This is a genomic window from Corynebacterium aurimucosum (genome assembly GCF_046895345.1).
In the GTDB taxonomy this organism is placed as follows: Bacteria; Actinomycetota; Actinomycetes; order Mycobacteriales; family Mycobacteriaceae; genus Corynebacterium; species Corynebacterium aurimucosum_G.
Window position 1 is genome coordinate 1,299,549 of the sequence record NZ_CP160096.1, and the last position, 15,817, is coordinate 1,315,365.

Here is a 15,817-nt window from a genome sequence, read left to right on the forward strand (position 1 = left end):
CCTAACTAGGAGTTCAACACTGCGCGGAATTCTTCGGCGTCAACCTCCTCGGTGGTCGCTGGGTTAAACGCAGCATCCTGGGTCTTGTCCACCAGCACCGCGCGCACGCCTTCGGAAAAATCGGGGCGGCGGTACATGTGCATGCCCAGCTTGAGCTCCAGTAGGAGGGCCTCGCGGATATCGTCGACAGCAGCCTCCGCCTCATAAAGCTCATTGGCCGCAACGATGGCGGCTGGACAGGCGGCGGCCATGAGGCGGCGTACTTCGCCGGCAATGGTTGGGCGCTTGTCGAGCTCTGCGGAAATCTCCTCCCACGTCGGCAGCGCGAAGGTCTCCTCCAAGTCTTTGGCTACCTGCTCCAACGGCGCCGGCTGTTGTGGTGCAGGCAAAGCTAGATCCTCCAGTGCTGCGTCGATGCCCCGCTCGATAGCTGCCTCAATCAACTCAGCGGCATCCTTAACCACGTGGGTTGCGACACCCGTCCACAGCATGTCCGCGGCATACATGCGGTAGCCGCTGAGCCCCCAGAATTTTGCCAAGCCCGGCGAAGCTACTCCGCGTGTGCCCACCATGCGCTGCGCTGCATAGGCCACTCCCACGTCCGTGACGTAGCCGATATTCATCTCCGGCATCGACGCGAAGGCCTTCTCAGTTACCACGCGGTGCGAACCATGCATGGAGATACCCAATCCACCACCCATCACAACCCCGTCGATGACGGCAATATAGGGCTTCGGGAACTCGGCGATATCACCGTTAGTGAGGTACTCGCTGGCGAAGAAGGCATCGACCTCCTCCAACTTTCCTTCCGCGATTCCCTCCCGTGCGTGGCGCACATCGCCACCGGCGCAAAAAGCTTTGGGGCTGTTGGAATGAATCAGGACTTGCTCAATCTCGTCATCCTGCGCCCACGCTTCGAGGGAGCGGCGGATGATGTCAATCATCTCCGGGTTCAAAGAATTCAGAGCCTTCGGGCGATTGAGTTCAAGGACTCCGGTACGGTTGCGGACAGAAACGAGTACTGGATCAGTCATAGTCATGCGCACCAGTGTTCCATATCACAAATGTTTCAGCCACCTATTTTTGGCGCTACCTTGGACATGGTTTCTGCTTTAGCCCAACCCATTTAGATTGGTGTGACTTTTTTGCTCCCACAACTTGTTGCTCTTGACATGGACGGCACGCTCCTCGATGCCCACGGCCAACTACCAGCGGACTTCGCGGAGCTGCAGGAGCTTGCCGCGCACCGTGGATGCGAGCTAGTTCCGGCCTCAGGGCGCCAACTGGCAACACTCAAGCAGATGTTCCCGCAAGGCGAAACCTTCATCGCTGAAAATGGCTCAGTAGTCATGCGTGGTGGCGACATCATTGCGACATTCCCGCTCCCAGAAGCGACCGTGCACTCAGCACGCGAGGCCTCAGCAGCCATGGATGTGGAGCACACCGTGGTGCTGTGCTCACCTAAAACCGCCTATGTCGGGCGGGATGCATCCGATGCAGCCCGCGCAGAGATCTCCAAGTACTACAAGGCGGTCACGTGGGTCGATGACCTAGACGCCGTCCCCGATAGCAACATCATCAAGATCGCCATCTTCTGCGAATCCGGTTCAGAGGCACACATCTACAAACCCATTGTCCGCGCTGTCCCGGAAGACAACGTGGCGGTATCGGGCAAAGTCTGGCTCGATGTCATGGCTCGCGGCGTGGATAAAGGTGCAGCCTTAGTCAAGCTCGCTGAACTCGCCAACGTACCCATCACCGCCACCGTGGCCTTCGGTGACTACCTCAATGATCTCGAAATGCTGCGCGCTGCCGGGACAGCCGTCGCGATGGAGAACGCACATCCGCAGCTGAAAGACCTAGCGGACATCATTGCCCCTCCCAATACTGACAACGGCGTCAGCACCGTGCTTCGCCAGCTTTTGCGCACCTAACACGCTCCCCTGACTCCTTGACCGACTAGTCGCACGCACAGAGTAGGATTACTCGGGTTACTAAGCCTCAGTATCCGAACCACGGTGTCTACCTGCGGAGTGTGAAGTGAAGAAGTTTTTGCGGTCGATGGTGTCACGCTTGGCAAAAGGCGAATCATCCACATCGAGTTCCACTCCGGACTCCCCTTCCGCTTCACAGAAGCCTTCTTCAACGTCGACTACTGCATCTAAAGTCTCAGCCGCGTCTACTAAGTCCACTACGGCTGTCAAGCCCTCATCGGCTTCTCCATCCACCGCACCTACTGACACCACGAAGCCTGGAAAGTCGACCTCACCCGCCAAGCCCACCACCTCGGATAAAAGCGCTACGCCCAGAGCTCAGCGGCCCAGCACTCAGCGCCCAGCCGCGCGGCCTGGCCGCGTGCGCCCACGGCCAGCGGAAGACTTCACCCTGGACTTGTCGCCGAGCGCCCTTCCCAAAGCTGCGGCGGTGAAGAAGGCCAAACTCGTCAAAGCCCGCGAGGAGGCTGACGTAGTCTCGACTGGCCGCCGCGGCCCACGACGCACCGTCCCTCGCCGCCCGATCACGCAGAGCCCTGCCCCGCAGAAAACAGGTTCTGAGCAGCAGAACAAGACTTCTGTTCCGGGAAACAAGGTCTCGGAGACCAGCCGTGCCAGCAAGACTCCGGCCGCCACACCAGGTTCCCAGCCCGCTGCGGCAAAGTCCCCTACAGCTGCCACAACACAGAAGCCTGCCTCGACTCCGGCACCGGCTGCACACAAAGAAAAGACTCCCAAGCCTACTAAGAATCCTGCACAGGGCGAAGAGCGCCAAAAAGCCCAGCGCACTGAGGCCATCAAGGCCGAGGCACCTGAACAGACCAAAGAACCGGGAAAGGGAAAGGGAAAAAAGAAAAAAGAAACCGCCGGGCCCGAGAATGAGATTTCGCGGGCTCTGGCTCGTCGCTCACAGTCCGTCGGGGTACTGAGCACAAAACAAGAAAAGCGCCGTTCAACAAAGCGGCCAGTAGCGAAAGAATCCACTGCTGCTGCCGCGGCTCCGGCAACTGCAACCGCGGCAGCGGTAGGCGCCGCAACGGCAAGCGCGACGTCCGCCACTGCGGCTACGGCCCCCGCCACGGCTCCTGCCGCTGCCAGTGCATCCGCCCGCAGCACAGCCGCCCCGTCTACAACTTCACCTGCAACCAAACCACGCCGTCGACGCGCCCGGCTGCGTCAAGTACCGGGCTTGGATGGTCTGCGTGGTCTCGCGGTGCTCGCCGTAGTGATCTATCACTTCTTCGGGGATATCCTCCCCGGCGGTTACCTCGGCGTGGACATGTTCTTTGTCCTTTCCGGCTTCCTCATTACCTCGCTGCTGGTCCGTGAATTCAACGCGACTGGGCGCATCAGCCTCAAGGATTTTTGGATCCGCCGTTTCCGGCGCATTCTCCCCGCCGCCCTCGTGGTCCTCTCGATATGTACTGCGATTGTGGCCCTCATCGGCGGCGACCTAGCAGTAGGCATCCGCCAGCAATTCTTGGGCACCTTTTTCTTTGTCAACAACTGGACCCAAATCGCCACCAGCCAAACCTACTTTGCGCCAAATGAAGTGCAGGTCTTCGCGCACTATTGGTCCTTGGCCGTCGAGGAACAGTTCTATCTGATTTGGCCCCTGCTGATGTTTGGCATCTTTGCCATTTCCCGCCGCAAGCCCAAGCGTCTGCCCATCGCGGTATCACTGATCCTCACGATTGCTTCGGCCGTCGCGATGGCGCTCATCTTCACCCCGGGCGAGGATCCCACCCGTGTGTACTACGGAACCGATACCCATGCCTTCGGTCTCCTCATTGGCGCAATGTTGTCCCTGCTTTTGACCTCCACCGACAAGGACATCGACGCCGACTCTTGGCCGGCAGCAAACAAGGGCACTCTTGCCGGTGCCGTTGGTGCTCTCGCACTAGTTGCTTACCTTGCCCAACTGGTATGGATGGGCGCGGACCGCGAATTCACCTACCGCGGTGGTTTGGTCCTCACCAGTGTGCTCGGCGCGGCGATGATTTGGGGAGTGGTGCGGGAAACCGGCCCCCTTACCTGGATCTTCCGCACCCGCGTGATGCGCTGGCTGGGACAGCGTTCCTTCTCTTTGTACCTCTGGCACTGGCCGGTGGTCATGATTGTCCACGCGCTGTCCGATGCCCCTTCGTGGCTCCTGGGTCTCCTTTGCCTTCCGCTGAGCTGCTTGCTGGCAGAGGTGACCTACCAGTTTGTAGAAAACCCCTTCCGCCGCGCCGGATTCCGCCCCACGTGGCATGCCTATTGGTCGGCACGCCCCAGCATGGAGGAGATTAAGGATGGCTTTGGCAAGGCCCTGTGGCCTGCAGTCCCCGTCATCGTCGTGCTATCTCTGCTCGGTGTGGGCTATGCCCTGGTGACCTCGGAGGATAAGAGCGAACTAGAGCGCGAGCTCGAGCGCATGGCGCAGTCCAACGAGCAGGCTGCTAGCTCCGCTCCGGCACAGCCCTCGGAAACTGCAAAGCCGAAGGAGAAGCGCGCGATACCCACTGGCAACGAAATCAGTGCGATCGGTGATTCTGTCATGCTTGCTGCTTCCGAAGCACTTAGTGAGCGTTTCCCGGGTATCAGTATCGACGCTGCTATCTCCCGCCACTATTCGGCAGCCCTACCCGTGGTTCAGGGGCTGAAGGATTCCGGGCAGTTGCGCTCCACCGTATTTATGGGCTTGGGCACCAACGGAGCTACGTTTGAGGGCCAAATGGACGAGCTCATCGACATCGTTGGCTCCGAGCGCACACTGGTCCTCGTGTTGCCTTACGGTGAGCGCGATTGGATGGGGCCGGCGCGCGCCGAAATCATCGAGGCCGCAACGACGCACGACAACGTCTATATCGCAGACTGGTGCGGAGTAGCGCAGGAGAATCCTGCCATGCTTTACGACGACGGTGTCCACCCGCTACCCGAAGGCGCGCACCTGTACGCGGATGCTCTGTACGCTGCCCTCGAGCAGTACGCAGACGAGGAGAAGAACCTCACTACAGTGTGCTCCAGCTAAGCGACAAAGACCTAAGAATCACGAAAAGCCGCCCAGCTTCACAGCTGGGCGGCTTTTGTTTAAGCATGTGGTTTAGACCGAGAATTCAGCCATCTTATCCCACTCCGTCTTACCTGGAATGGAAGTATTGATGATGTCCGGGGTCTCCACCAGGTACTTCGGGAACTCCTCGCAGGAGCGCTTGAAGTGCTCGGTGTTGACGTGGTCGACGTCAGTGCCATCCTTGTAGGACTCAAGCAGCAGGAAGCGCTGCTTGTCTTCCGGATCGCGGAACCACTTGAAGTCGATGCAGCCGGGCTCTGCCTGGCATGCTTTGGTGTACCAGTCAATCTCGTCCAGGAAGGTATCCGCGTACTCGGGCTTAACGTGGAACTGTACGTTGATCAAAATCATGTGCCCCACATTAACGCTCTCCACGAAAACGTGCAGAAGGCCCTGCCTGAGGCGGCAGGGCCTTCTGCTAGGGCGGCTTTCATGAACCGCGCGGCGGCTTAGTTGAAGAAGTACTCCGCTACATAGACGTGGGCGCCATCAAAGGCCTGGGCTACGCCGAAACCGGTGCCATCGGTCTTGGTCACGGGCACGTCGCGGTTGAGCCAGTTCACGCGGTCCTTCGCTTCCGACTCAGTGAGCTTGTAGATGTTGCCGCTGCCCTCTTCCAGGTGGGTCAGGCCATCGCCAACATTGTCTTGGAAGGTGACCTTGCCAGCCGCGGCCTGGTTTGCCCACTCCTGGGCAATGTTCTTGGCGTTGGCATCCTCGTGGTGGCCCTGCTTCAGCAGGTGGGCGTGGGTTGCACCAACGAGCTCATTTGCCACGGCCGGGGTCGGCTTCTTGATGAAGCCTGGCAGCTCGACGTTGTACTGCTTGGCCAGGTCATAAGCCTGCGCAGGCAGCTCGATCTCTAAAGAGTTGACCTGCTCAACGGCCTGGGAGGACAGCTGATTCAGTTCCTGCGGCTGTGCGGAGGAAAAGTTGACCGGGGCGGCCTGGGCCGCGGAGACCGACAAAGCGGCGCTAAGGGATGCTGCCACGGCGGCAGTAGCGGACAGACGGGAAACACGACGGAAGGAATTCATGCCTTCTACCGTGCCATACAACTGCGAGCGCAGTGAAGGTCTGCTCGGCTCTAGGGGATTTTCGATACCACTTTGTTATCCCCTGCCGGCGTCAGCGCCACGACGTGAAAGAATGACCGAAGGCTAGCTTTCACAATTATTCGAAAGGTTGATCACTGTTGCTGGACGTCTTAACCGGCTTCGCCATCATTTTTGTGGTTATCGGGGTGGGCTTCTTCTTGGCTCACCGAGGCGTTATTGGCGAGGGCGAGGCGCGCCTGCAGTTCAACCGCACAGCGTTCTGGGCAGCCACCCCGGCGCTGATTTTTTCCAGCGTGGCCACCTCAGATACCTCTGCCTTCACCTCTCCCGTTGTCGCTGTCATTGCGATTGCTTCAGTCACCACGATGGCACTGTATGGTCTACTCAGCGCACTGTTCTTCCGGCGAAGCGGAGCAGAAACGATGGCCGGTGCGGCAGCGGCAAGCTATTACAACTCCGTCAACATTGGACTGCCCATCGCGACCTATGTCATCGGTGATGCCACCTTTGTGGTGCCAGCACTCGTACTCCAGATGGCGGTACTCTCCCCCTTCATCATCGCCGGCCTCAACGCTCAGGGGACAAGCCTGCGTTCGATCGCCAGCTCCGTGGTTTCCGGGCTTACGGCACCTGTCGTCATCGCGGCCATCGCTGGCTTCATCGTTTCTGCGGCTGGCTGGCAGGTCCCCGATGTCATCATGGCGCCCCTCGAGATCCTCGGTGGTGCTTCCATTCCGATGATCCTCATGAGTTTCGGAGCCTCCCTTACAGGTAAAGGGTTGCTGACCAACGACCGCCTGCCGACGATTACCGCCACGGTTCTTAAGCTCATTGCCATGCCAACCATCGCCTTAGCGGCAGGCCTAGCCTTGGGGCTGAGCGGCAACGAGCTTTACGCAGCGCTCATCTTGGCCGCGCTTCCGACCGCGCAGAACGTCTACAACTATGCCGCGACCTACCAATCGGGAGAAACGGTGGCGCGCGATACGGTCTTCCTCACCACCTTCCTCTCCCTGCCGGCCATGCTGGCTATCGCCGGGTTCTTTGGGTAGGGCTAGGCCAAACCGTCAAGCACTAGCCTTCGAGCTTCTCCCCCAGCTCCAGCCACTCCATCTCGAGTTCTTCGCGCTCGGCGGCAACGGCTTTGAGCTCGGTGTCGAGCTTCGCTAGCTCACCACTGTCCCCCTCACCAGAGGACATCTTCTCCGCGGCTTGTGCCATCTTTTCATTCAGCTTCGCGGTCTTGTCGTCGAGCTTGCTCATCTTGCGTTCCAGCGCATTCATCTTCTTGGTCAGCTCGCGCTCCTCCTGGGAGCTCAAACGCTTGGTCGGGGCAGCTTCCGCGCTTTGTTCGTCGGTGTTCTTGGAGCTCTCCCCCAAGTCGAGAACGCCGCGGGCGGTGGCAGCTTCCATCTCTTGGCGGCGACGCAAGTATTCCTCAATGCCTCCCGGCAGGTTGGTGAGCTTGCCATCCCCGAAAAGCGCATAAGTGTTATCGGCGATGCGCTCGATGAGGTAGCGGTCGTGGGAAATCACCACCAAGGTGCCGGGCCACGAATCTAGAAGAGACTCCAGCTCCTGAAGAGTATCGATGTCGAGATCGTTCGTGGGCTCGTCGAGAAGCAGCACATTCGGCTCTGCCATGAGCACGCGGGTCAGCTGCAGGCGGCGGCGCTCACCACCGGAGAGATCGCCGACGGGTGTGCGCTGGCGCTTGGCCGAAAAGCCCAGGCGCTCGGCCAGCTGGGAGGCAGAAAGCTCTTTCTTGCCCAGGTGGACGTAGGTGGCAACGTCTTCGACGGCGTCGAGAAGCCGGCGCTGTGGATCCAGGTCATCGAGTTCTTGGCGCAGCCAACCCAGGCGCACGGTCTTGCCCTCGATGCGCTTGCCTGCGGCGAGCTCTACTTCACCAGCAAGGGCGCGCAGCAGCGTGGTCTTGCCGGAACCGTTAACGCCGACGAGGCCGATGCGCTCGCCCGGCGCCAGCCGCCAGGTGAGGTGATCCACTAGCGTGCGGCCGTCCGGGGTTGTAACCTTTGCATCCTCAAGCTCAATGACGACTCGGCCCTGACGCTGCTTGGAAAAGGCCATGAGCTCAACCTTGTCGCGCGGTGCGGGTACATCCGCAATGAGTGCTTCGGCCGCCTCGATACGGTAACGCGGCTTCGAGGTACGGGCCGGTGCTCCTCGACGCAGCCAGGCTAGCTCCTTGCGTGCCAGGTTCTGTCGGCGTTGTTCGATGGCATCGGCCTGGCGGGCGCGCTCGGCACGAGCAAAGGTCCAGTCGTTATAACCGCCCTCATAGGCATCGACAACACCGTCGTGTACTTCCCAGGTTGTCGTAGCCACAGTGTCAAGGAACCAGCGGTCGTGAGTGACAACGACAACCGCCAGCTTGCGCGAAAGCAGGTGGCTGGCCAGCCATTGCACGCCTTCAACGTCAAGGTGGTTGGTCGGCTCATCGAGCACCACAATATCGAGGTCTTGGACGAGTGCGGCGGCCAGGTTGACGCGGCGGCGCTCACCGCCGGAGAGCGAGCCCACAGGGGTGTCTAGCCCTAGGTCAACGATGCCAAGGCCACCGAGGACATCACGCACCTTGGCATTAGACGCCCATTCGAATGTCTCCAACCCAAGCGGCTCGATGATGACCTGGGCGATGGTGAGCGACTCCTCCAGCTCAAAGCGCTGGGTTACCACCGCCATGCGCAAATCCGAATTGTGGGACACACGGCCCGAGTCCGGGGATTCGATGCCGGTGAGGACCTCCAGCAGCGTGGTTTTGCCGCCGCCGTTGACGCCGACGATGCCGATACGATCACCGGTTTGCACGCCGAGGGACACCCCGTCCAGCAGGGTCTTGAGACCAAAAGACTTGCTTACGTTTTCCAGGTTAATGAGGTTCGCCATATCGAGAGTTCATCTTAGTGGCTCGGCGTGGAAATCTGGCTGCGGGCCTCTACACCAGCGTTGCGCCGGTAGCCGGCCCATAGGTCACCAATCCACGGGTCCCGCGGTTATCGGCGCAGACCTGGGCCACCATTTCCTGGGCGGTCTCCTCGTCTTCGCAGAGGAAGGCGCAGGTAGGCCCGGAACCGGAGACGATGCCCTTGAGGGCGCCGGCGGCCTCACCAGTATCAAGAATCTTGCGCAGGTCCGGGCGTAGCGAGAGGGCTGCTGGTTGGAGGTCGTTGTGCATCACCGCGGCGAGCTCGCGAGGGTTGCCGCCCACGAGGGCTTGCCCCACGGCTTCAGTGTCGAGGTGCGGTGTGCTTCCGCGGCCGGCAGCGCGCAATTCGTCCAGCTTGCGGAAGACAGAGGGCGTTGACAAGCCCTCCGCATTGGTGATGATTGCCCAGACATAGCGCCCACGCGAGAGCATCGGCGTCAAGAGCTCGCCGCGCCCGCGCCCCAAGGCCGTGCCACCCATGAGGGTAAAAGGAACGTCGGAACCCAGCTCCGCGGCAAGCTCGTAGAGCTTCTCCATACTGAGCGGCTCGCGGCCAAACTCGGTACTCAACGCCTGATTAGCCAGAAGCAGGGCTGCGGCGGCATCGGCAGAACCGCCAGCCATGCCGCCGGCGGCGGGGATACTCTTTTCCATCGTAAGCGTTCCAGCAGCCGGCAGCATGAGGTTCTGTGCCACCGATTCCACCGCGCGCCATGCCAGATTCTCGGTCGTTGCCGGAACGCCCTTCGCATGGTTGCCGGCGACTTCCACGGTGCTTCCCTCGCTCCAGCGGTAGCTTACGCGATCGTGCACATCAAGAGACTGGAAGACAGTAGCCAGCTCGTGGAAACCGTCCGCGCGGGCCTCACCGACGCCCAAGTGTAGGTTGACCTTGGCGTGGGCGCGCGCCTGCCACAGCTGCGGGGACTCGTTTACCGTCTTGTTCATGAGACTTCCGCCAATCGAACGAAGTCCTCCACGCCCAGCTTCTCACCGCGCAGGCGCGGATCGATTTCCGCCGCGCGCAGCGCCTCCTCGGCTGCCGCGGCGGAGCCATAAAAGCCCGCTAAGGCGGCGCGAAGCGTTTTGCGGCGTTGGGCAAAGGCGGCGTCGATCAGCGCAAAGAGCCGTGGTCGCAGCTCCTCGTCGAAAGGGCGGGTGCAGTCGATACGCACCAGCCCTGACTCGATCTTGGGTGCCGGCCAAAACACGTTCTTGCCAATCGTGCCGGCCTGGCGGACGGGGCCATAAAAAGATGCTTTCACACTAGGTATGCCATAGACCTTGCTGCCCGGCGCGGCGGCGAGGCGCTCAGCTACCTCCAGCTGCACCATGACCAGAACACGGCGAATCGATGGGTAGACCTCCAACAGGTGGAGCAGCACCGGCACGGCCACGTTATAGGGCAGGTTGGCCACCAAGGCGGTCGGCTCCCCCAGCTCCCCCGCCTCAACGGTGAGTGCATCCTTCTCCACCACGGTGAGGCGCTCCGCAAAGTCGGCCGCCCGCGCGGCCACGGTGTCCGGAAGCTTGCCTGCCAGACGCTGGTCAATCTCGACTGCCGTGACGTGCTCCACCTCTCCCAACAGCCCCAAGGTCAGCGAACCCAGACCAGGGCCGACTTCCACCACGCGATCCTCCGAACTCAGGTCCGCAGCGGCAACAATGCGCCGGATGGTGTTGGGGTCATGGAGAAAGTTCTGGCCCAGCTTCTTCGTCGGCGTCACATCGAGCTCAGCGGCGAGCTCGCGGATTTCCACCGGGCCTAGCAGGTGGGGTTGTGTCATGTCATCCAGACTAATACGCGCGGCTCGGAAGCTTTAGCGCAGGCCAAGCTTCGAGGTGCAGGCGGGCCATGCACCCCAGCCCTGTGCGGCCTGAACCTTCTGGGCCACAGCAATCTGCTGCTCGCGGGAGGCCTGCCATGCCTGCGGGGCGTACTCGGTTCCGCCAAAAGCAGCCCAGGTCGACGGGGTGAACTGCAGGCCACCGGAGAAACCGTTGCCGGTGTTGATGGACCAGTTTCCGGTAGCTTCACACTGCGCCAGGGCATCCCACACGGAGCCCTCGGCAACGGCCGGGGCGGTGGACTTGGGCTTGGTGCCGCGCGCGATCACGGCGGCGACGGCCTCATTGCGGACGTCTTCCTTGATGATCTCGTTGGACTCTTCCTTACCGTTGACCTTCACAATCTTGCGGGTCACGGTACGGGAACCAGGGGTGCCTTCCTCGCGGACTTCCTCGGTTCCCTCTTCCAACTCAGGATCGTCGACAAAGTCGGCGGGGGCATCGAAGTCTTCGGTCTTTTCTTCCTCGGAAATCTCGACGCGGTCCACAGTGATGGCCGTGCCGGCCTTAACCGGGGTATCCAACGCTGGGGATACTCGGTCATCCTTGCCCACGGAAATTCCACGGGCTTCCAGCACGTCTTCCACGGTTTTAGCGGCAACGCTGGCGTAGGAGACGGAACCGCCGTCAGAAATCTTGATGATCTTCGGGGACGTAACCTCAAGGTTCATGCCCTCAGTCACCGTTTCATCCTCCTTCACGGTCTTGGAGCCGGAAGTGATGGCAGCTCCCGGGGCGATACCATCGAGGCCGCCCAATAGGTCAGAGACCGTGAGTTCAGTGGAGGAAAGCTGCTTTTCAACACCATCGATGGTCACCGCAACCGGCTTAGCGGTACGAACGGTGATCGAATCACCGTCGGAAACCTGCTCTGACAGCGCGGGATAAACAACGTCTTCTCCCCCGACGTTGACGCCCGCAGCTTCGAGAGCGGCGTTGACATCGCCAGCGAAGGTAGCCAGCTCGGTGGTCTCACCATTGACGTCGAGCGTGATGTCCTTCTGGGCACCAACGGCAACAACACCACCCACGGCAAGGGTGCCGAGCACACCGCCGGTGGCCATGCGCAGCGGCAAGGAGCGGGAGTTATTGATTCGCTTGATCTGCTTCTTCGGGGACATAAACCTTTACTCGTCTCTGCGATGCTGTGTGCACGAAAGGCAGCTTCCTACCTTTGGCACCTGTCATGGCGCACTCTGGGCGCGCCGGCCGGCAACATCAAGGCCGGACTAACTTTGAATAACGATACGGTAACAGAACTCAACGATCGAGACGTATTTACACGCCAGGACCACTAGCAACACACTTGCCACAACAAGCACGCACGCCACCTATGAGCAGCACTTTTGCGTTGGGTGAGAATCGTCACACTCCGAAGACCTGCGCGAAGGTATCAGTCACCTCGGCAGCCAAATCCTCCACCTTTTGACCGCGCGCTTCGGCCACGCAGCGATAGGTGTGTCCGATCAAGGATGGTTCGTTGCGCGCACCGCGGAAAGGCTCCGGTGTCATATACGGCGCATCCGTCTCAATGAGCAGTTGGCCGGCTGGGGCAAGCGCTGCGGCCTGGCGCATTTCTTCGTTGCGCTTGAAAGTCACATTGCCAGCGAAGGAAAGAACATAACCGCGCTCAAGGGCTTCTTTGGCTACCTCCAACGGTGAAGAGAAACAGTGCAGCATCACCTTCGGCGCCTGGGCGCACTCCCCCAGTACGCGCATAAGATCTTCATCAGCCTCACGATTGTGGATCATCAGTGTCTTGCCCACCTTCGCCGCCAATTCGGCGTGCCAGCGCAGCGCTTCCTCTTGGACCTCAAGGGGTGCGGTGCGCTCCGGCTCGTGGTGAATCCAGTAGGTATCCAACCCCGTTTCCCCAATGGCCACGCAGCGTGGGTCCGCTGCCATCTCGATCAGGCGCGCGCGGGCGGCCTCATCGAGTTCTTGAGCCTTCGTCGGGTGAATCGCGCAGGCCGCATACACGTTGTCGAACTCGTGTGCTGCGGCCAAAGCCTTCTCCGCCTCGGCCAAACCATCACCCACGGTGACGATGCGCTCAACTCCAGCAGCATGAGCGCGGGCAACAAGGTCAGCGTCGGCGTCGCGGCAGGAGGCGAGGTGCGTATGGGCGTCGATAAGCTGGCTCATACCTTCGGCGGGCACGGGCGTGGGGCGTGGCTTCTTCTTAGACATGGCTGCGAGTGTAGTCACCGACTTAGGCCAGCCCCTAACGCTGAGCTATCAAGTTGCATGAGAAGTTCGGCTTTGCCACTGTAGGAACGTTAAAAGAAGTCAGCCGCAAAGCTGGGCGCTGGATAGACCTCACCCACTTGCAACTCATGGTTTAAGGAACATCATGCACGTTCGTCCCGCAGAGCTTGCCGACGCCCCCGCAATCTCCGCCATCTACAACTCTGCCTCCGCCGCGAAACCAGCTACCAACCTGGTGACATGGCAAGAATCCGTAGAAGACCGCGAAAAGTGGCTGGCGCAGATGGACAAGGAAGGCTATCCGGTCTATGTCGCCGTCGATGACGATGAAATCGTTGGCTGGGCCGCCTACTTCCAGTTTGTCACCCCGGCTATCTACTACGGCACGGCGGAGGACTCTATCTATATTGCGGAGTCTGCGCGCGGCAAGGGCGTGGGCAGCGAGCTCATGGACACGCTCATGGATCACGCGAAGGAAAATGACTACGTGGAGACGATGATTACCTACATCGTGGACACCAACGAGTCCTCCATTGCCCTGCATAAAAAGTTCGGATTTGTGGAAACCGGCCGCATGCCCAATATCCACACCAAGGATGGCGTCCGCCTCGGTCTGGTACACCTGCAACGCGACTTCGACCGCCCCTAAAACGGCTTGATTGCCGCCCCACCCCAGCGACGGCACTGTCTTACGCCCCGCCTCAGTGACGGCACTGCCATTGTTGCCAAAGATCTGGCCAGATCTTGAGGCAAAGCGGGAAACTTTGGCAACAACGGCGACTTCGGCTTAAACAACTTATCCTGCGCTACGCGGTCACAGACGGCAAACGTGTTAAGCCGACGCTGCCTGAAGCGGCACAATATCGTCCAACTCAGCAAGAATTTTGTCTTCTGCGACATCCAAGTCGTAGTGAGTCTGCAGCCCGAGCCAAAATTGTGGGGACATTCCAAAGTACTTGGCAAGGCGAAGAGCCGTATCGGCGGTAATAGCCCGCTTTCCGTGGACGATTTCGTTAATACGTCGAGGCGGGACCCCTATCGAAACAGCGAGTTTGTGTTGGGTAATCCCCATGCCCTTGAGAAAGTCCTCCATAAGGATTTCACCTGGGTGCACCGGGGGAGCTTGTTAGTGGTAGTCAACGATCTCAACCTCCTCTGGCCCTAAAGCGGTCCACCGGAAGCAGATCCGCCATTGGTCATTGATACGAATACTATATTGACCCCGCCGATCGCCCGTCAAAGCTTCGAGCCTATTTCCTGGAGGAATCCGAAGCTCATCGAGCCTCTGAACGTAGCCCAATTGCCTCAGCTTGCGAAGAGCTACCGAGTGAATACGTGAATCAATCGAGAGCACCCTCTCTCGATTCCATAGACGCTCAGTGGCCCTATCCGCGAACGACTGAATCATAAACGCACCATACCCCCCTATAACGCAACACGTCAATAACGCGAGACGTTAACTCTATCTAACGTTGTCACCCAAAAGCTACCCCAACTGTCGAGAACCGGCTAGGCAGCGAGCTCGTCGTCGATGTAGACACGCGTCGTCGCACGCAGGCCCGCGACTAGCATGCACAAGCTGAGCACCATGAGACCAATAAGCACAGCGGTCCAATCGCCGGTGGCCCCGCGCACCACTCCCACGGACAGCGGTACCAGGCCCGCTAGGATGTAGCCGCCCGGCTGAACGAAGCCGGACAACCGCGCGGTCGTCAGCGCGCTCCGCGTGCGGGCGGTGAGCAGCGCCAGCGCCAGCGGGAAACACATGCCGCCGATCCCCATGAGGCTGGCCCAGGCCAGCGGGGCGGCGTCCGCAGCCACGAGAACCCCACCCCACCCAGCGCATGTGCATAGCGCCAGCACAATAGGTACGGGTGTGAGGCGGTCCAAGCGAGAAATGAGCCACGGCATGACAACGCCGCCGGCAATGTTGAAGACACCGATGACGGCAAGTGCCACACTGGCGGTGTTCTCGCTCACGCCCTTCTCCAGCAGCATGCGTGGCAGCCACCCCATTTGAACATAAGCCATGGAGGACTGCAGCCCGAAGAAAAAGAGCATGGCCACCGCCGTGGGCGACGTGTACATGGGCTTCGGCGCGCCCGCGCCATCAACCGTTCCGTGGGCGACGTCCCTTCCAGCTTGCGGAAGGACCACTATCCAAGCCACTAACTGGGCAATGGCGGGAAGACCCCAGATCCACAACGCACCTTGCCACGATTTTTGTGTCACCGCGGACAGCGGGCCGAGGGCGCTGGACACGCCCAACATCGTGGTATAGGTGGTCATCAGCGCCACCAGCGTGCGGCCCGACCCATGCTGCTTGATCCATGCGGGAAGCAGCACATTTGCCAGCGCGATGCCGGCAACAACGCATAGGGTAAGCGCTACGAAAAGCGAAAAGCTACTTACCCATGGACGCAGGCCAAGCCCCACGACCAAGGCCACCGTGCCGCCGGCCAAGGTACGGCTTAGCCCCACGCGGCGCGCGAGGGGAACCGCTGCCAACCCCATGGCGGCAAAACACAGCCCCGGCAGCGCGGTCAACAAACCCGCCTGGCCGGAGCTAATCCCGAAGAAGTCCTGGATCTGCCCCAGCACCGGTGCCACGGAGGCAATGCCCGAGCGCAGGTTTAGCGCGGTCAGACAGACAACGACAAAGAGTAGGACGGGCGCCAGGGAGCGCCGAAACGCCGAGCCCACG

The 15,817-nt window shown here is 60.5% G+C and carries 16 protein-coding genes; 4 read left to right on the forward strand and 12 right to left on the reverse strand.

The window, feature by feature from the left end; genetic code table 11:
- Positions 1-5: 5 nt before the first annotated feature.
- Complete coding sequence (locus ABZS45_RS06215; RefSeq protein ID WP_070447176.1) at positions 6-1,040, reverse strand: enoyl-CoA hydratase/isomerase family protein; 1,035 nt, start codon at positions 1,038-1,040, stop codon at positions 6-8.
- A gap of 96 nt (positions 1,041-1,136) precedes the next feature.
- Here ABZS45_RS06215 and ABZS45_RS06220 point away from each other — a divergent pair, with 96 nt between their 5' ends.
- The gene (locus ABZS45_RS06220) at positions 1,137-1,934 is read left to right on the forward strand and encodes an HAD family hydrolase (RefSeq protein ID WP_412101086.1); all 798 of its coding nucleotides are present in this window, start codon (positions 1,137-1,139) and stop codon (positions 1,932-1,934) included.
- A gap of 60 nt (positions 1,935-1,994) precedes the next feature.
- Here ABZS45_RS06220 and ABZS45_RS06225 read toward each other — a convergent pair whose 3' ends face one another.
- On the reverse strand, positions 1,995-2,276 hold the full coding sequence (locus ABZS45_RS06225; protein WP_210386037.1) for a hypothetical protein: 282 nt from the start codon (positions 2,274-2,276) through the stop codon (positions 1,995-1,997).
- Positions 2,277-2,391: 115 nt separating this feature from the next.
- On the opposite strand from ABZS45_RS06225, the gene ABZS45_RS06230 reads away from it, so the two are divergent.
- Positions 2,392-5,007: an acyltransferase family protein gene (locus ABZS45_RS06230; protein ID WP_412101087.1), complete on the forward strand. Its 2,616-nt coding sequence runs from the start codon at positions 2,392-2,394 to the stop codon at positions 5,005-5,007.
- 72 nt (positions 5,008-5,079) lie between these two features.
- Here the strand turns inward: ABZS45_RS06230 and ABZS45_RS06235 are convergent, their stop codons facing one another.
- Both ABZS45_RS06235 and ABZS45_RS06240 read right to left on the reverse strand, forming a co-directional pair.
- The gene (locus tag ABZS45_RS06235) at positions 5,080-5,400 is read right to left on the reverse strand and encodes a putative quinol monooxygenase (RefSeq protein WP_070447180.1); all 321 of its coding nucleotides are present in this window, start codon (positions 5,398-5,400) and stop codon (positions 5,080-5,082) included.
- Between the two features lie 98 nt (positions 5,401-5,498).
- Positions 5,499-6,086 (reverse strand): hypothetical protein, encoded by a 588-nt coding sequence (locus tag ABZS45_RS06240; protein WP_412101088.1) that lies wholly within the window; start codon positions 6,084-6,086, stop codon positions 5,499-5,501.
- 158 nt (positions 6,087-6,244) lie between these two features.
- On the opposite strand from ABZS45_RS06240, the gene ABZS45_RS06245 reads away from it, so the two are divergent.
- Positions 6,245-7,159: an AEC family transporter gene (locus ABZS45_RS06245; protein ID WP_412101089.1), complete on the forward strand. Its 915-nt coding sequence runs from the start codon at positions 6,245-6,247 to the stop codon at positions 7,157-7,159.
- Between the two features lie 22 nt (positions 7,160-7,181).
- On the opposite strand, the gene ABZS45_RS06250 is transcribed toward ABZS45_RS06245, so the two are convergent.
- The 5 genes from ABZS45_RS06250 to ABZS45_RS06270 form a co-directional block, all read right to left on the reverse strand.
- Entirely contained in the window at positions 7,182-9,017 is a 1,836-nt protein-coding gene (locus tag ABZS45_RS06250; protein ID WP_412101090.1) for an ABC-F family ATP-binding cassette domain-containing protein, read from the reverse strand.
- A 49-nt stretch (positions 9,018-9,066) separates the two neighbouring features.
- On the reverse strand, positions 9,067-10,005 hold the full coding sequence (locus ABZS45_RS06255; protein ID WP_412101091.1) for a 4-(cytidine 5'-diphospho)-2-C-methyl-D-erythritol kinase: 939 nt from the start codon (positions 10,003-10,005) through the stop codon (positions 9,067-9,069).
- Positions 10,002-10,844, reverse strand: a complete 843-nt coding sequence (gene rsmA / locus ABZS45_RS06260) for a 16S rRNA (adenine(1518)-N(6)/adenine(1519)-N(6))-dimethyltransferase RsmA (RefSeq protein ID WP_144657734.1) — start codon at positions 10,842-10,844, stop codon at positions 10,002-10,004. Before rsmA ends, ABZS45_RS06255 begins: the two co-directional genes overlap by 4 nt.
- A 33-nt stretch (positions 10,845-10,877) precedes the next feature.
- A complete protein-coding gene (locus ABZS45_RS06265; RefSeq protein ID WP_070646153.1) occupies positions 10,878-12,026 on the reverse strand; it encodes a resuscitation-promoting factor in 1,149 nt (382 codons plus the stop codon).
- 244 nt (positions 12,027-12,270) lie between these two features.
- Positions 12,271-13,095 carry a TatD family hydrolase gene (locus ABZS45_RS06270; protein ID WP_070447195.1) on the reverse strand — a complete coding sequence of 275 codons (825 nt, stop codon included), beginning with the start codon at positions 13,093-13,095 and terminating at the stop codon, positions 12,271-12,273.
- Positions 13,096-13,258: 163 nt separating this feature from the next.
- Here ABZS45_RS06270 and ABZS45_RS06275 point away from each other — a divergent pair, with 163 nt between their 5' ends.
- Positions 13,259-13,762 carry an N-acetyltransferase family protein gene (locus ABZS45_RS06275; protein WP_412101092.1) on the forward strand — a complete coding sequence of 168 codons (504 nt, stop codon included), beginning with the start codon at positions 13,259-13,261 and terminating at the stop codon, positions 13,760-13,762.
- Between the two features lie 183 nt (positions 13,763-13,945).
- On the opposite strand, the gene ABZS45_RS06280 is transcribed toward ABZS45_RS06275, so the two are convergent.
- The 3 genes from ABZS45_RS06280 to ABZS45_RS06290 form a co-directional block, all read right to left on the reverse strand.
- Positions 13,946-14,206, reverse strand: a complete 261-nt coding sequence (locus ABZS45_RS06280; protein WP_070447199.1) for a HigA family addiction module antitoxin — start codon at positions 14,204-14,206, stop codon at positions 13,946-13,948.
- 33 nt (positions 14,207-14,239) lie between these two features.
- Complete coding sequence (locus ABZS45_RS06285) at positions 14,240-14,521, reverse strand: type II toxin-antitoxin system RelE/ParE family toxin (protein WP_412101093.1); 282 nt, start codon at positions 14,519-14,521, stop codon at positions 14,240-14,242.
- A 101-nt stretch (positions 14,522-14,622) separates the two neighbouring features.
- Complete coding sequence (locus ABZS45_RS06290; protein WP_070731051.1) at positions 14,623-15,816, reverse strand: MFS transporter; 1,194 nt, start codon at positions 15,814-15,816, stop codon at positions 14,623-14,625.
- Between the last annotated feature and the right edge of the window lies 1 nt (position 15,817).